14 protein-coding genes and 2 tRNA genes are annotated in these 13,979 nt (G+C 69.6%); 11 read left to right on the forward strand and 5 right to left on the reverse strand.

What is annotated here, in order from left to right; genetic code table 11:
* Positions 1 to 3: 3 nt before the first annotated feature.
* From AC52GN_RS02025 to AC52GN_RS02065, 9 genes are read left to right on the forward strand one after another with little or no spacing between them, the layout of a single operon-like run.
* Positions 4 to 2,292: a chemotaxis protein CheA gene (locus tag AC52GN_RS02025; RefSeq protein WP_496528016.1), complete on the forward strand. Its 2,289-nt coding sequence runs from the start codon at positions 4 to 6 to the stop codon at positions 2,290 to 2,292.
* 4 nt (positions 2,293 to 2,296) lie between these two features.
* The gene (locus tag AC52GN_RS02030; RefSeq protein WP_291779539.1) at positions 2,297 to 2,782 is read left to right on the forward strand and encodes a chemotaxis protein CheW; all 486 of its coding nucleotides are present in this window, start codon (positions 2,297 to 2,299) and stop codon (positions 2,780 to 2,782) included.
* Positions 2,779 to 3,645: a CheR family methyltransferase gene (locus AC52GN_RS02035; RefSeq protein WP_496528017.1), complete on the forward strand. Its 867-nt coding sequence runs from the start codon at positions 2,779 to 2,781 to the stop codon at positions 3,643 to 3,645. Before AC52GN_RS02030 ends, AC52GN_RS02035 begins: the two co-directional genes overlap by 4 nt.
* Positions 3,642 to 4,679, forward strand: a complete 1,038-nt coding sequence (locus AC52GN_RS02040) for a protein-glutamate methylesterase/protein-glutamine glutaminase (protein WP_343828564.1) — start codon at positions 3,642 to 3,644, stop codon at positions 4,677 to 4,679. The genes AC52GN_RS02035 and AC52GN_RS02040 overlap by 4 nt, the downstream gene beginning before the upstream one ends.
* A gap of 8 nt (positions 4,680 to 4,687) precedes the next feature.
* Complete coding sequence (locus AC52GN_RS02045; RefSeq protein WP_291779547.1) at positions 4,688 to 5,077, forward strand: response regulator; 390 nt, start codon at positions 4,688 to 4,690, stop codon at positions 5,075 to 5,077.
* Positions 5,074 to 5,616, forward strand: a complete 543-nt coding sequence (locus tag AC52GN_RS02050) for a chemotaxis protein CheD (protein WP_346484806.1) — start codon at positions 5,074 to 5,076, stop codon at positions 5,614 to 5,616. The genes AC52GN_RS02045 and AC52GN_RS02050 overlap by 4 nt, the downstream gene beginning before the upstream one ends.
* Positions 5,616 to 5,990: a DUF8776 family protein gene (locus tag AC52GN_RS02055; RefSeq protein ID WP_496528018.1), complete on the forward strand. Its 375-nt coding sequence runs from the start codon at positions 5,616 to 5,618 to the stop codon at positions 5,988 to 5,990. The genes AC52GN_RS02050 and AC52GN_RS02055 overlap by 1 nt, the downstream gene beginning before the upstream one ends.
* A 4-nt stretch (positions 5,991 to 5,994) precedes the next feature.
* Positions 5,995 to 6,582, forward strand: a complete 588-nt coding sequence (locus AC52GN_RS02060; RefSeq protein ID WP_312219826.1) for a response regulator — start codon at positions 5,995 to 5,997, stop codon at positions 6,580 to 6,582.
* Between the two features lie 8 nt (positions 6,583 to 6,590).
* Positions 6,591 to 7,031, forward strand: coding sequence for a chemotaxis protein CheE (locus AC52GN_RS02065; protein ID WP_496528019.1), 441 nt, complete (start codon positions 6,591 to 6,593; stop codon positions 7,029 to 7,031).
* A 31-nt stretch (positions 7,032 to 7,062) separates the two neighbouring features.
* Here the strand turns inward: AC52GN_RS02065 and AC52GN_RS02070 are convergent, their stop codons facing one another.
* A complete protein-coding gene (locus AC52GN_RS02070; protein WP_496528835.1) occupies positions 7,063 to 8,343 on the reverse strand; it encodes a D-amino acid dehydrogenase in 1,281 nt (426 codons plus the stop codon).
* A gap of 153 nt (positions 8,344 to 8,496) precedes the next feature.
* Positions 8,497 to 10,188, reverse strand: a complete 1,692-nt coding sequence (locus AC52GN_RS02075) for an MFS transporter (protein WP_496528020.1) — start codon at positions 10,186 to 10,188, stop codon at positions 8,497 to 8,499.
* Between the two features lie 179 nt (positions 10,189 to 10,367).
* Between AC52GN_RS02075 and trhO the strand changes: the two genes are divergently transcribed.
* Positions 10,368 to 11,330, forward strand: a complete 963-nt coding sequence (gene trhO / locus AC52GN_RS02080; RefSeq protein WP_496528021.1) for an oxygen-dependent tRNA uridine(34) hydroxylase TrhO — start codon at positions 10,368 to 10,370, stop codon at positions 11,328 to 11,330.
* A 117-nt stretch (positions 11,331 to 11,447) separates the two neighbouring features.
* The gene (locus tag AC52GN_RS02085) at positions 11,448 to 13,064 is read left to right on the forward strand and encodes an acyl-CoA dehydrogenase family protein (protein ID WP_496528022.1); all 1,617 of its coding nucleotides are present in this window, start codon (positions 11,448 to 11,450) and stop codon (positions 13,062 to 13,064) included.
* Positions 13,065 to 13,126: 62 nt separating this feature from the next.
* Here AC52GN_RS02085 and AC52GN_RS02090 read toward each other — a convergent pair.
* From AC52GN_RS02090 to AC52GN_RS02100, 3 genes are all read right to left on the reverse strand, one after another.
* Positions 13,127 to 13,202, reverse strand: a tRNA-Ala gene (locus AC52GN_RS02090).
* A gap of 92 nt (positions 13,203 to 13,294) precedes the next feature.
* Positions 13,295 to 13,370: transfer RNA gene (locus AC52GN_RS02095), tRNA-Ala, on the reverse strand.
* A gap of 129 nt (positions 13,371 to 13,499) precedes the next feature.
* Positions 13,500 to 13,964 carry a TIGR02300 family protein gene (locus AC52GN_RS02100; protein WP_291779575.1) on the reverse strand — a complete coding sequence of 155 codons (465 nt, stop codon included), beginning with the start codon at positions 13,962 to 13,964 and terminating at the stop codon, positions 13,500 to 13,502.
* Between the last annotated feature and the right edge of the window lie 15 nt (positions 13,965 to 13,979).

The following is a 13,979-nucleotide window of genomic DNA, read 5'->3' on the forward strand; positions in this document are numbered from 1 at the left end:
GCGATGAGCGACGATCCGTTCGAGGCGATCAAGGCGACCTTCTTCCAGGAATGCGAGGAGCTGCTCGCCGATCTGGAAGGCAATCTGCTGACGCTGGAGTCCGGCTCGACGGACATCGAGGTCATCAACGCCGTGTTCCGCGCCGTCCATTCGGTGAAGGGCGGGGCGGGGGCTTTCGGGCTGGAGGACCTGGTGCGCTTCGCCCACGTCTTCGAGACGCTGATGGACGAGCTGCGCTCGGGCCGGAAGCCGTGCGACGAGCTGACGGTGAAGACGCTGCTGCGCGCCTCGGACGTGCTGGCCGATCACGTCGCCGCCGCGCGCGGCGCGGGCGCCGCCGTCGATCCGGCGCGTTCGGCCGGTCTGGTCGCCGAGCTGGAGACCCTGACCTATGGCGGGGCCGCGCCGATCGCGACGGCCGAGCCGGCAGAGGACGACTTCGGCTTCACGCCCGTCGCCATGGACCTTGGGGCGTTCGACGCCCCGGCGGGTCTGCCCGACCTGCCGCCGTTGCCGGATCTGGCGGCTTTGGCGCCCTTGCCTGACCTGTCGGCCCTTGCCGCTGCAGGCGGCTGGAAGATCGTCTTCCGTCCCCATCCGCGCCTCTACGCCAGCGCCAATGAGACCGGGCTTCTGCTGCGCGAACTGGGCCGACTGGGCCCGATGCGGGTGCAGATGGACGACAGCGGCGTGCCGTTGCTGGACGCGCTGGAGCCGACCGACAGCCACCTGATCTGGACCATCGAACTGGAGGGCGACGCCAGCGAGGACGAGGTGCGCGAGGTCTTCGACTTCGTGGAGATGGACTGCGATCTGAGCATCACGCCGCTGGGCGATGCGGCTTCGGTCGAGGCCGCCCCTGACCTCGGCGACGACGCCTCGGCCCTGGCCCGCGCGGCATCGTCGGAACTGGACATCGCCGCCCTGCTGGCCTCGGTCGGCGCCGCGCCGACGGAGGCGCCCGCGCCTGTCGCCGTCGCGCCCGTGACCCCTCCGCCTGCCGCGCCGGTCGCGCCGCCGCCGGTCAAGCCAGCGCCCCCGCCGGCCGCACCGGGTCCCGCGCAGGCGGCCGCCCCCGCCGCTGCGGCGCCGGTGACCATCCGCGTCGATCTGGAGCGGGTGGACCGCCTGATCAATGCGGTCGGCGAACTGGTCATCCAGCAGGCCATGCTGGCCCAGCGCGTGACCGAAAGCGGCCTGGCCCGTTCGTCCGACATCGGCCTGGGTCTGGAAGACCTCGAACTGCTGACGCGCGAGATCCAGGACAGCGTCATGGCCATCCGCGCCCAGCCGGTGAAGTCGGTGTTCCAGCGGATGCCGCGCCTGGTGCGCGAGGCCGCCGAGGCTACGGGCAAGAAGGTCAAGCTGGTCGCCTCCGGCGAGGACACCGAGGTCGACAAGACCGTGGTCGAGCGCCTGGCCGAGCCGATCACCCACATGCTGCGCAACGCCATCGACCACGGGCTGGAAAGCCCCGAGGACCGTCTGGCGGCGGGCAAGCCGGCCGAGGGCACGGTGCGCCTGGCGGCCCTGCACCGCTCGGGCCGGATCGTCATCGAGATCGCCGACGACGGCAAGGGCATCAACCGACCGCGCGTGAAGGGCATCGCCGTCGAGCGCGGCCTGATCGCCGAGGACGCGGTGCTGTCGGACGACGAGATCGACAACCTGATCTTCCTGCCGGGCTTCTCGACCGCGGCCGAGGTGTCCGACCTGTCGGGCCGAGGCGTCGGCATGGACGTGGTGCGCCGCTCGATCCAGTCGCTGGGCGGGCGCATCTCGATCAGCTCCGTGCCCGGCAAGGGCTCGACCTTCACCCTCAGCCTGCCGCTGACGCTGGCGGTGCTGGACGGCATGGTGGTCGGGGCCGCCGAGCAGACCCTGGTCGCGCCCCTGGCCGCCATCGTCGAGAGCCTGACCCCGAACGCGGCCGACATCCATTACGTCGGCGGCGTCGATCCCGTGCTGCGCTTCCGTGAGGCCTTCGTACCGCTGGTGGACGTCGGTCTGGTGATGGGTTTCCGCGACGCCCCGACCGAGCTGAAGGGCGGGGTGGTGATGATCGTCGAGACCGAAAGCCGCCAGCGCGCGGCCCTGCTGGTCGACGCCATTCACGGCCAGCGCCAGGTCGTCATCAAGAGCCTGGAAACCCACTATCGCCACGTCGAGGGCGTGGCCGCCGCCACCATCCTGGGCGACGGCCGCGTGGCCCTGATCCTCGACATCGACGCCCTAGTGACCGCCAAGCGTTCCCGAACCCCGTCGCGTTCCGACCTGCAAATGGCGAGCTGAGACCATGACCCCGACTGAACACCAGACCCTGACCCCCAATGTCGCCGGGACCGACCGCGAACTGATCGCCTTCCGCATCGGCGAACAGGAATTCTGCGTCGACATCATGAGCGTGCGCGAGATCCGCGGCTGGACCCCGGCCACGCCGCTGCCGCGCTCGCCCGCCTATATGAAGGGCGTCATAAATCTGCGCGGCGTGGTGCTGCCGATCATCGACCTGGGCGCGCGTTTCGGCCTGGCCACGACCGAGCCGACCGAGCGTCACGTCATCATGGTGGCCCATGTCGGCTCGCGCCTGGTCGGCCTGCTGGTCGATGCGGTGTCGGACATCGTGCAACTGTCGGACGCGGCCATCCAGCCGACGCCCGACGTGGCCAGCGACCAGGTGAAGTCCTTCGTGAAGGGCATCTTCGCCGTCGAGGGCGGCCGCATGATCAGCCTGATCGACCTGGACCACGTTCTGCCGGAAAGCGAGGCCGAAGCGGCATGACGACCGTCGCCGGGCGGGAAGCCCTGGTCGAAGGCGAGTTCGTCTTCACGGCCGAGGATTTCCGCCACATCGCCCACACCCTGCACGCTCACGCGGGGATCGCCCTCAGCGAGGGCAAGGCGGCGCTGGTCTATTCGCGTCTGGCCAAGCGGCTGCGCGTGCTGGGGCTGCGCAGCTTCCGTGACTACTGCGCCCTGATCGACGGCGCGGAGGGCGTGGACGAGCGCCAGGCGATGATGGCGGCCCTGACCACCAACGTCACCCGCTTCTACCGCGAGCCGCACCACTTCGATCACCTGCGCGACAAGGTGATGCCGGAACTGGCCGCCAAGGCGCGCGCGGGCGGGCGGGTGCGCCTGTGGTCCGCCGCCTGTTCGAACGGGCAGGAGCCCTATTCGATGGCGATGACGGTGCTGGACGTTCTGCCGGAAGCGGCCGAACTGGACGTGCGCATCCTGGCCACCGACATCGACCCCAACATGGTCGCCGAGGGTGCAGCGGGCGTCTATTCCGACGACCTGCTGGCCCCGGTCCCGGCGGCGTCGCGCAGGCGTTTCGAGCCGGTCGCGGGCGCGCCGGGCCGGTTCAGCGCCGATGCAGCCCTGCGGCGTCTGGTGACGTTCAAGGAACTGAACCTGATCGGCGACTGGCCGATGCGCGGCCGCTTCGACGTCATCTTCTGCCGCAACGTGGTCATCTATTTCGACGACGCGACCCAGGAGCGGGTCTGGGGCCGGTTCACGCCGATCCTGAACCCCGGCGGCGTCCTCTACATCGGCCATTCCGAGCGGGTGACGGGCCCGGCGGCCCATGTGCTGCAGCCCGCCGGCCTGACCACCTACGTCAAGGGAGCGGGGGCATGAGCGCGGTCACGGTCCTGGTGGTGGACGACAGCGCCACCATGCGCAGCCTGATCAGCGCCGTCCTGCGCCGCGATCCGGAGATCAACGTGGTCGGCACGGCCGCTGATCCGCTGGAGGCGCGCACGAAGATCAAGGCGCTGAACCCCGACGTCATCACCCTGGACGTCGAGATGCCCAATATGAACGGGCTGGAGTTCCTGGAGAAGATCATGCGGCTGCGGCCCATGCCGGTGGTCATGGTTTCGACCCTGACCCAGGCGGGGACCGACGTGACCCTGGCCGCGCTGGAGGTCGGGGCCGTCGACGCCGTGGCCAAGCCCGCGCCGGGCGTGCCCGCCGCCGAGGCCTTCGGTGACCTGGCCGAGAAGGTGAAGATCGCCGCGCGGTCTCGCGTTCGTCCGCTGGAGGATCGCGCGGTCAAGGGCCACGAGGGCGCCTATCACGCGGACCCCGACCATGTGCTGGCGATCGGCTCGTCCACCGGCGGGGTCGAGGCTCTGCTGACCATCCTGTCGGCCTTTCCGGCGGACTGTCCGGCGACGGTCGTCACCCAGCACATGCCCGCCAGCTTCACCAGGAGCTTCGCCGCTCGCCTGAACAAGGTCTCGGCCGCCACGGTCAGCGAGGCCGAGGACGGCGCGCCGCTGAAGCCGGGCCACGTCTACATCGCGCCGGGCGGCGAGGCCCATCTGGCCGTGTCGGGCGGGCGTTGCCGCCTGGTCGCCGCCGATCCGGTCAACGGCCATCGCCCCTCGGTCGACGTGCTGTTCGGCTCGGTCGCCCAACTGGGCCGCCCGATGACGGGCGTCATCCTGACCGGCATGGGCAAGGACGGGGCCCGGGGCCTGCTGGCCATGCGCCAGGCCGGCGCCCGCACCCTGGGCCAGGACGAGGCGTCCTGCGTCGTCTATGGGATGCCGCGCGCGGCCTTCGAACTGGGCGCCGTCGAGCGCCAGCTGCCCCTGTCCCGCATGGCCCCGGCCATTCTCGAATCCTGCGCCGCCCGTTCGGCCGCGCCCCAGACTGTCGCGTAAGGACGTTCATGCCCGCCGCTTCCGCCATTCGCACCCTTGTCGTCGACGACCAGCTGACGATGCGCTCTCTTGTCCGCGCCAGTCTGCAGCAGATCGGGATGCGCGACATCGAGGAGGCGCCGGACGGCGAGGCGGCCCTGCGGTCCCTGCTGGCGCAACCGGTCCATCTGGTGATCTCGGACTTCAACATGCCGAATCTGGACGGCCTCAGCCTGCTGCGCGCCATCCGGGCGCACCCGCCCCTGTCCAAGACGGCCTTCATCATGCTGACCGGTCGGGCCGATCGCGAGCTGGTTCAGCGCGCCGTGCAGTTCGGCGTGAACAACTACCTGGTCAAACCCTTCACCACCGCCCAGCTGAAAGAGAAGCTGGAAGCGGTGTTCGGCCCGCTGACGTGATCGGCGCGGCCGCTCAGGAGCCGGTCGAGCGGCGCGTGCACGTAGGGCAGGGCGATCACTTCGTGTCGTCCGATCCCGACGTGGTGCTGACCACCGTCCTGGGCAGCTGCGTGGCCTTGTGCCTGCGTGATCCGGCGGCGGGGGTCGGGGGCATGAACCACTTCCTTCTGCCCGAAGGCTCGGGCTCCGGAACGGACGCCGGCCGTCGCTACGGCGCCTATCTGATGGAAGTGCTGATCAACGACGTGCTGAAGGCGGGCGGACGCCGCGAGCGGCTGGAGGCCAAGCTGTTCGGCGGCGGACGCATGTTCGACAGTCTCAGCGACGTGGGCGCCGCCAACGCCGACTTCGCCGAGAAATTCCTGGCCGACGAAGGGATTCCCGTCGTCAGCCGCAGTCTGAGAGGCGCGGGCGGGCGCCGCATACACTATTGGCCGGTCAGCGGTCGGGCGCGTCAGCGCGTGGTGACGGACGGCGCGATCCTGCCGCCCGCGATCCCGTCGCCGCCCGTCGCAACCGGAGATCTGGAGCTGTTCTGATGGCGGAGACAGACAATCGCGACCTGTTGGCCGCCATGGCGGCGGAGCTGGCGGACATCCGCGTCGAGATCGAGGCGGCGGGCGGTCTGGTGTCCGAGGTCCTGCGCCAGCTGCCGGCCGAGGCCCGGCTGGGGTATCTGACGCGCAGCCAGACCTTCGACGTGCTCTCTCAGCGGATCGAGGCCCTGGCCGGCCTGGCCCAGGCCGTGGCCGAAGACCAGCCGATGGACACCGCCCTGGCGGCGCTGCCCCTGGCCGAGATGGCCGAGCGGATGCAGGAGACCACCCACCGCGCCCGGCCGGGAGCGGCCCCCGCCGAGGAGAGCGCCGAAGACGAACGCGTCCCGGCCTCGGGCGTGCTGCAACTCTTCTGAGCCCATGAGCGAGGACCGCATCAATCTGGAGCAGTCGACGGTCCTGCTGGTGGACGACACGCCGCAGGCGCTCGACATGCTGAGCTCGATCTTCCAGGGCTTCGGCGTCAAGGAGCAGATCAAATGCCCCTCGGCCGTCGAGGCGGTGAAGGTCGTGCAGCAGCGCTCGGTCGATCTGATCGTCATCGACTGCGGCGACCCGGAGATGGACGGCTACGCCTTCACCCGCTGGCTGCGACGCGAGACGCCCGCGCCCCTGCGCTACACCCCCGTCATCCTGGTGACCGGCCACGCCGCCCAGTCCAAGGTGCAGGAAGGCCGCGACTGCGGCGTCAGCTTCGTCATCGCCAAGCCCCTGACGCCCGCCGTGCTGCTCAAGCGCATCCTGTGGTTGGGGGCCGACGAGCGCGAGTTCGTGGAATGCGAAACCTACGTCGGGCCCGATCGTCGCGTCCGCAACTTCGGCCCGCCCGTGGGCATGGCGGGGCGCCGCAAGGGCGATCTGTCGGCCCATGTCGGCCACGCCGTAGAGGCCAATATGGACCAGGCCGATATCGACATGCTGCTGAAGCCGCAAAGGGTGTCCCTGTGACCGAGGCCGTGACCACCAGGATCCAGACCTCCCTGGCGCAACAGATGGCCCAGCCGGGTGGCCGGACCCTGGCCGACGTCGAGCGCCGCGCCAACGAACGCCTGGGCCGGCACAAGGCCGAGGTCATGGTCGAGGTCGAGGCCGCCGTCGCGGGGCTGGAAGGGCTGTGCGTCGCGCAGCCGGAGGCGCCGGCGGGGGAGATCTATCGCTTGGCGACGCGGGTGCTGGACCTGGCGGGGTTCTTCGAGACCGGGTCCTTGTTCGACGCGGGCTACAGCCTGGCCGACATGGCGGACCGCATGGCGGCGGCCGACGCCTGGGAGTGGCCGCCGGTTCAGGTGCACGTCCAGGCGCTGCGGCTGATCCTCAACGCGGGCTGCGAGCGCAACGCGGCGACGGATCATCTGCTGGCGGGCCTCAAGGCCGTCGCGGGGAAGACGGGCGCCTAGGCCCTTCTCCCCTTGTGGGAGAAGGAAGCCGTTAGCCGTATCTGGCGATGCCCAGGTCGGCGGTTTCGATGTCCGGCGTCCGGCCGCTGATCAGGTCGGCGATGACGCGGGCCGAGCCGCAGGCCATGGTCCAGCCCAGCGTGCCGTGGCCGGTGTTCAGGAACAGGTTGTCCAGCCTGGTCTTGCCGATGACCGGGGTGCCGTCCGGCGTCATCGGACGCAGGCCGGACCAGTAGCTGGCCGCCTTCAGATCGCCCGCGCCGGGGAACAGCGAGCCGACCGAATGCTCCAGCGTGTTGCGGCGCTGTTCCGGCAGGACGTTGTTGTAGCCCGAGATCTCGGCCATGCCGCCGACGCGGATGCGGTCGCCCAGGCGGGTGATCGCCACCTTGTAGCTCTCATCCATGATGGTCGAGACGGGGGCGGCGGGCTCGTCGATGATCGGGGCGGTGATCGAATAGCCCTTCACCGGATAGACCGGCAGGGTCATGCCCAGCGGCTTGACCATCTGCGGCGAGTAGGAGCCCAGCGCCAGCACATAGGCGTCGGCCGTCACCACGCCCTTGTCGGTCTTGACCCCGGTGATGCGGCCGCCCTCGGCGATCAGAGCCTGAATCGTCGTGCCGTACTGGAAGGTCACGCCCTGCGTCGCCGCCGCGTGGTCGGCCAGGGCGTTGGTGAATTTGAAGCAGTCGCCGGTCTCGTCGCGCGGCAGGCGCAGGCCGCCGACGAACAGGTCGCGGGTGGCCTTCAGGCCCGGCTCGGCGCGGATGCAGCCGTCCTGGTCCAGAACCTCGAACGGGACGCCGCCTTCGCGCAGGACCTCGGTGTCCTTGTAGATGCCGTCGAGCTGTTTCTGGGTGCGGAACAGCTGCAGCGTGCCCTGGGTGCGGTGGTCGTACCGAAGGCCGAGTTCCTCGTTCAGCGCCGTCTGCACCACCTGGCTGTATTCGGCCAGACGCACCATCCGCGCCTTGTTCAGCGCATAGCGGCTGGAGGTGCAGTTGCGCAGCAGGGCCAGCAGCCAGCGCACGGTCACCACGTTCAGATGCGGATGCAGGATCAGCGGGGCGTGGCGCATGAACAGCCACTTGACCGCCTTGGCCGGGATGCCGGGCGCCGCCCAGGGCGAGGAGTAGCCGGGCGAGATCTCGCCCGCATTGGCGAAGCTGGTCTCCAGCGCCGGGCCGCTCTGGCGGTCGATGACGGTGACCTCGTGCCCCTGACGGGCCAGGTAGTGGGCGGTGGTCACGCCGATGACGCCGGCGCCGAGGATTGCGATCTTCATAGGACTTGACCTTACGCGAACCAGACGCGTGGCCTCCTAGACCAGATTTTGCGCCGGTCGCGCAAGTCGGAGTTTGTGTGCGCCGCAATATCGACGACGTTGATAAGGACTGCCTGTGTTCGGCCTATCACGGTTGATTATTTGCTCGCTATATCGGTCAGGCGCGACAAGCTTGGCCTAGGAGGATCGGGTCGGGTCGGTCAGAGGCTCGCCGTAGTGGCGATCGCCATGCAGATTGGCGGCCAGGGGCGCGGTGGTGCGCTCGATCATGCGATGGACGACCGGCTTGTCCGGCCCCTGGTGCAGGGCGCGGATGCCCTCGTTGATCGAGGCGTCGGCGTGGGTGATGCGCTGGTTGTGGCGGATGTAGTCCAGCCAGGTCGGCGTCTGATACTTCTCGACCCAGATCTCGGGTTCGGCCAGGTCGCGCATCAGGCGCCACTGACGCGCGCCGTCGCGGCGGCGGATGCGACGCCGCTCGTCCATCAGGGCCAGGAAGGCGTCGATGTCCTCCTCGCGGATGCGATAGGCGATGGAGACGATCACCGGCCCGCTGCGCGGCTCGATGGCCAGGGCGGTCTGCGGCTCGGTCCAGCGCCGCAGCAGGTCCATGTTCAGATTGGCGGTCGAGGGCAGGGGGACCCTGAGGCCGATCAGCACGCACAGCGTCAGCACGCCCGCCGAGACGGCCAGCGCCGTCTCGACGCCATAGGTCTGGGCCAGACTGCCCCACAGCCAGCTGCCGCCCGCCATGCCGCCGAAGGCCGCCATCTGATACAGCGCCAAGGCTCGCGCCACGACCCAGCGGGGCACCGACATCTGCACGGTGACGTTGAAGCTGGACAGCACCAGCACCCAGCCCGCTCCGGCGATCATCAGGGCCGGAAGCGTCACGACCAGCCAGGGCGCATAGGCCAGGCCCAGGGCCGCCGCCGCAAAGGCCAGGGCGGCGACGCGGACGATGGTCTCCGTCTCATGTTTCGCGCGAAGTCGGCCCACGAACAGGGCGCCGCCCACGGCGCCGACGCCGAATGACCCGAGCAGCAGGCCGAAGACCAGCGGGCCGCCGCCGCTCTCGCGCGCGACCACGGGCATCAGGGCCTGGATCGCGCTGGCGCCGACGCCGAACACCAGGGCGCGCAGCAGCACCGCCGTCACACGCGGCGACAGGAAGGCGTAGCGCACCCCGCCGGCCATGGCCGCCAGCAGCCGCTCGCGCGGCAGGGTCTGCTTGGGCCGCTCGGGCTTCCAGCGGAACAGGACGATCAGCAGGCCCAGATAGCTGAAGGCGTTGACGGCGAAGGCCGCCGCGGCGCCCGCCGCCGCCACGATCAGGCCGCCCAGCGCGGGGCCGACGCTGCGCGCCATGTTGAAGCCCATGGAGTTCAGGGTCACGGCTCCGGCCAGATCCTCACGCGGGACCATGTCGCCGACCGACGCCTGCCACGCCGGGCCGTTGAAGGCCGTGCCGCAGCCGATCAGGAAGGTGAAGGTCAGCAGCACCCACGGCGTGATCCAGCCCATCCAGGTCATGGCCGCCAGCCCCGCCGAGACCAGCAGCATGAAGGTCTGGGCCGCCAGCATGATCCTGCGTCGGTCCACCGTGTCGGCCAGGGCTCCGGCCGCCAGCGACAGCAACATGATCGGCAGGGTGATCGACGCCTGCACCAGGGCGACCATCTGCGCCGAGGCGATGGAGGTCATCATCCACGCCGCGCCCACCGACTGGATCAGGCCGCCGAAATTGGTGACCAGGCTGGTGATCCACACCGCCCGGAAGATCGGGTGTCGCAGCGGCGCCAGGGCCGAGGGACGCTCCGGCGGGACGGACGGCGGCCCAGAAGCAGCGGCGTCGGCGGTCGAACTCATGCGGGGCGGCTCCTCGCATGGACGACACGGGGGTGGACGATACGCAGCAGACGTGAACCGACGACGATCATGCGGGCAATCCACACGGCTTCGGCGGGGGAAGCAAGGCAGGAAGCGGTCACTCTGGGTTCCGGATTATTGGCGTCGCGAGGGCGGCGGCGGGACGCTATAGGAAGGCCGTGACCGTCCCAGCCGTTCCCTCCCAGTCGCCTTCGGCCCCCTTCACCGTGGCCGCCCTGTATCGTTTCGCGCCCGTGGCCGATCCGGCGGCGTTGCGGATGCATCTGCTGGACCTGTGCGGGACGCAGGTGCGCGGCACGCTTCTGGTGGCGCATGAGGGGATCAACGGCACCATCGCCGGCCCCGAAGCCGACATCGCCCGCGTCATCGACGGCGTGCGCGCCCTGCCGGGCTTCGAGCGGCTGGAGCTGAAATATTCGACGGCGCAGGCCATGCCCTTCCACCGCATGAAGGTGCGGGTGAAGGCCGAGATCGTCACCATGGGCCAGCCCGACATCGACCCGGTCGAGGGCGTTGGGACCTACGTCTCGCCCCAGGACTGGAACGCCCTGATCGCCGACCCCGACACCGTCGTCATCGACACCCGCAACGACTATGAGGGCGAGATCGGCGCCTTTGCGGGCGCGGTCCAGCCCAACACCCGCACCTTCCGCGAGTTCGCCGACTGGTTCCACACCGAGGGGCGCGCCCTGCTGGACCGTCCGACCCCGCCGAAGGTGGCGATGTACTGCACCGGCGGCATCCGCTGCGAAAAGGCCACCGCCTTCCTGAAGGCCGAGGGCGTGCGCGACGTGCATCACCTGGAAGGCGGCATCCTGAAATATCTGGAGACCGTGCCGGAGCCGGAAAGCCTGTGGCGCGGCGAGTGCTTCGTCTTCGATGAGCGGGTGTCCGTGGGGCATGGGCTGGTCGAGGGCGAGCACGCCTTGTGCCGGGGCTGCCGGATGCCGGTCAGCCCCGAGGGGCGCCGTTCGCCGCGTTATGTCGAGGGCGTGTCCTGCGACCGCTGCTGGGACGACCGCGACGCGACCCAGCGCGAGGGTTACGCCGAACGCCAGAAGCAGATGGAGATCGCCCGCGCCCGAGGCGTGGCGCATGTGGGGGCGGCGCAGAAAGGTTAATAGGCGCTCCCTCTCCCCTCCTTCTCTGCCGTCATCCTCGGGTCAAGCCCGGAGAGGGTCGCGGTCGGCGCCCGCCCATGCCATCCTCCTTCCTTCGCTGAATACGGAGGCCCGCCCATGTCCGCCTTTCGTCCCGTCGAGCGCCTCGACACTCATGAGGTGTCCAATCAGGTTCCGCCGCTGGAGGACGTCGACCTGTTCGCGGGCGACAGGGCGCTGCACGACGCCGTGCGCCATTGGGGCGGGGCCGGGCATGTCGAGCGGCTGACCGATCTGGGCCGCCGCTGCGGCTCGGCCGAGGTGATCGACTGGGGCGTGCAGGCCAATCGGGTGACGCCCGTGCTGGACACCCACGACCGCTATGGCCGCCGGATCGACGAGGTGACCTTTCATCCGGCCTATCATCAGCTGATGGAGCTGGGGCTGGGCGCAGGGATCGCCGCCGGCGCCTGGGACGGGACGCCGAACGGGCATCTGCTGCACGCGGCCATCCTGTTCCTGACCGGACAGGCGGATTCGGGGACCAGTTGCCCCATGACCATGACCTACGCCTCGGTCGCGGCGCTTCAGGCCGATCCGGCGACGGGCCAGCCGTGGATCAGGGGCGCGCTGTCGGGCCGCTATGATCCGGCCGTGCGCCCGGCGGGGGACAAGGCGGGCGTGACGCTCGGCATGGCCATGACCGAGAAGCAGGGCGGCTCGGACGTGCGCGCCAACACCACCCGCGCGGAGCCGGTCGGCGAGGACGGCTGGTATAGTCTGACCGGGCACAAGTGGTTCTGTTCGGCGCCGATGTGCGACGCCTTCCTGACGCTGGCCTATGCGCCGGGCGGGCTGACCTGCTTCATCCTGCCGCGCTGGCTGCCGGACGGGACGCGCAATGCGGGCTTCCGCGTCATGCGGCTGAAGGACAAGATGGGCGACCGCTCCAACGCCTCGTCCGAGGTCGAGTATCACGGCGCCCTGGCCCAGCGGTTGGGGGACGAGGGGCGCGGCGTCGCCACCATCATCCGCATGGTCCAGCATACGCGGCTGGACTGCGTGGTCGGATCGGCGCTGCAGATGCGCGGGGCGCTGGCGCAGGCGGTGTGGCACGCCGCCCACCGCACCGCCTTCCAGAAGCGGCTGATCGACCAGCCGATGATGGCCGCCGTCCTGACCGATCTGGCGGTCGAGAGCGAGGCGGCGACGGCCCTGTCGATGCGGCTGGCGGCCACCTTCGATACGGACGACGCCGTGGGGCGTCTGCTGACGCCGGTCGCCAAATACTGGGTCTGCAAGCGCGCGCCGAACCTGATTTATGAGGCGATGGAGGCGCTGGGCGGCGCCGGCTACGTCGAGACGGGACCGATGCCGCGCCTGTTCCGCCAGTCGCCGCTGAACGCCATCTGGGAAGGTTCGGGCAACGTCATCGCCCTGGACGTGCTGCGCGCGGCGGGGCGCGAGCCGGAGGCCGTCGAGGCCCTGCGCGACTGGCTGGGGTCGCAGGCCGGGAAGTCCGCCGACTACGACCGTTTCATCGCCGGGCTGGGCGTGACGGCGAACGAGGCGGGGGCGCGGCTGGCGGTCGAGCGGCTGGCGCTGGCGGCCCAGGCGGCGGCCCTGCTGGAGATGGACAGCCCCTCGGCTGAAGCCTTCATCGCCCTTCGTCTGCGCCCGCGCGGCATGGCCTATGGCGCCTATGAGGTCGAGGTGGATCAGCGGGCGGTGCTGGAACGGGCCATGCCCGCCTGAAACTCGGGAAAAGGGCGCTCAGATAGGACGAAGGCCTCGCGGGGGCTCCGCGAGGCCTTCGATGGTGGAGCTAAGCGGAGTCGAACCGCTGACCTCTTGAATGCCATTCAAGCGCTCTACCAACTGAGCTATAGCCCCAGGCCGTATCGGCTTGGTCATGTCGTCGACCGTGTCAGGCTGAAGCGCCCGGAAAGGACGAAGGCCCCGCGGGCGTTCCGCGAGGCCTTCGATGGTGGAGCTAAGCGGAGTCGAACCGCTGACCTCTTGAATGCCATTCAAGCGCTCTACCAACTGAGCTATAGCCCCGAACCTTTCGGTCGGTCCCGCCGGGGAAGCTGTCGCCCCCCGGCGAGGCGCGGAAACTAGGTCAGGCCGTTTTGAAGATCAAGCGGGTCTGACACATTTTTTTCCGCTTATTTTTCCGACTCTTGGGCCTTAGTCGTCGTCACGAGACGGCTTGGCCAGCTCTTCGTCGAGGTCGTCGTCGTCCTCGTCCTCGATGAAGGGCACGGAATCGTCGTCGTCATCGTCCAGGACGTCGTCGTCATCGTCGCCGTCGGTCGAGCCCATGCCGGCGTCGTCGCCGCCCGGCTCGCCGTCGTCGTCGTCCGGCGTCAGGATCGGCTCATGGCCTTCCTGGTCGATTTCCGGGGTGGAGCCTTCGGCGTCCTCTTCATCCTCGTCGCTCTCGACCGACTTGTCGGCGACCTGATCTTCGGCCTCCGCGTCGTCAGCGGCGAAGCCGGCGCCGCGCCGCGCACGGCGGCTGCGGACGGCTTCTTCCATCGGATCGAACTCGGTGTCGCACTTGGGGCAGTGGGCCGGGCGACGGTTCAGATCGTAGAATTTGGCCTGGCAGTTCGGGCAGACCTGCTTTTGGCCCAGTTCGGGATTGGCCACGTGATTAGACCTTCG

The sequence above is a fragment of the Brevundimonas sp. SS2672 genome (assembly GCF_059579685.1).

Coding starts and splice junctions, on each gene's coding strand:
- AC52GN_RS02085 (WP_496528022.1), top strand. CDS start 11,448: ATGTCCGCCTTTCGTCCCGTCGAGCGCCTCGACACTCATGAGGTGTCC.
- AC52GN_RS02060 (WP_312219826.1), top strand. CDS start 5,995: ATGAGCGAGGACCGCATCAATCTGGAGCAGTCGACGGTCCTGCTGGTG.
- AC52GN_RS02035 (WP_496528017.1), top strand. CDS start 2,779: ATGACGACCGTCGCCGGGCGGGAAGCCCTGGTCGAAGGCGAGTTCGTC.
- AC52GN_RS02030 (WP_291779539.1), top strand. CDS start 2,297: ATGACCCCGACTGAACACCAGACCCTGACCCCCAATGTCGCCGGGACC.
- AC52GN_RS02055 (WP_496528018.1), top strand. CDS start 5,616: ATGGCGGAGACAGACAATCGCGACCTGTTGGCCGCCATGGCGGCGGAG.
- AC52GN_RS02025 (WP_496528016.1), top strand. CDS start 4: ATGAGCGACGATCCGTTCGAGGCGATCAAGGCGACCTTCTTCCAGGAA.
- AC52GN_RS02040 (WP_343828564.1), top strand. CDS start 3,642: ATGAGCGCGGTCACGGTCCTGGTGGTGGACGACAGCGCCACCATGCGC.
- AC52GN_RS02045 (WP_291779547.1), top strand. CDS start 4,688: ATGCCCGCCGCTTCCGCCATTCGCACCCTTGTCGTCGACGACCAGCTG.
- AC52GN_RS02075 (WP_496528020.1), bottom strand. CDS start 10,188: ATGAGTTCGACCGCCGACGCCGCTGCTTCTGGGCCGCCGTCCGTCCCG.